Below are 239 nucleotides of genomic sequence, written 5' to 3'. Positions count from 1 at the left end.
CCGTGTGATGCCTCCGACCCGGTTTGATCCCCGCTTCGCCGCCAAGGTCGTTCTGGCCACGGTCCTGCTGGCCGCGCTCGCGGGCGTGGCGGGCTCACAGATCGTGCCCGGATGGTCGCTGGTGCGGGTGCTGCTGAGCAGCGCATTGGGCGCGGCGGCGCTGCTTGGGGTGCTGGTCGTCGCGACGATTGCCAAGCTGGTGCTGGGGCAGTTCATCCTGCGCAAGGGCGGAACGGATG

1 protein-coding gene is annotated in these 239 nt (G+C 69.9%); it reads left to right on the top strand.

From position 1 onward, the window contains the following. Positions 1 to 239 (top strand): hypothetical protein (locus ACMUOY_RS20595; RefSeq protein WP_413894576.1); only part of this gene is annotated, 239 nt, incomplete at both ends.

The sequence above is a fragment of the Candidatus Skiveiella danica genome, from assembly GCF_022705245.1.
GTDB classification, from domain to species: Bacteria; Pseudomonadota; Gammaproteobacteria; order Burkholderiales; family Burkholderiaceae_C; genus Skiveiella; species Skiveiella danica.
This window is presented reverse-complemented; position numbering and strand designations above follow the sequence as displayed.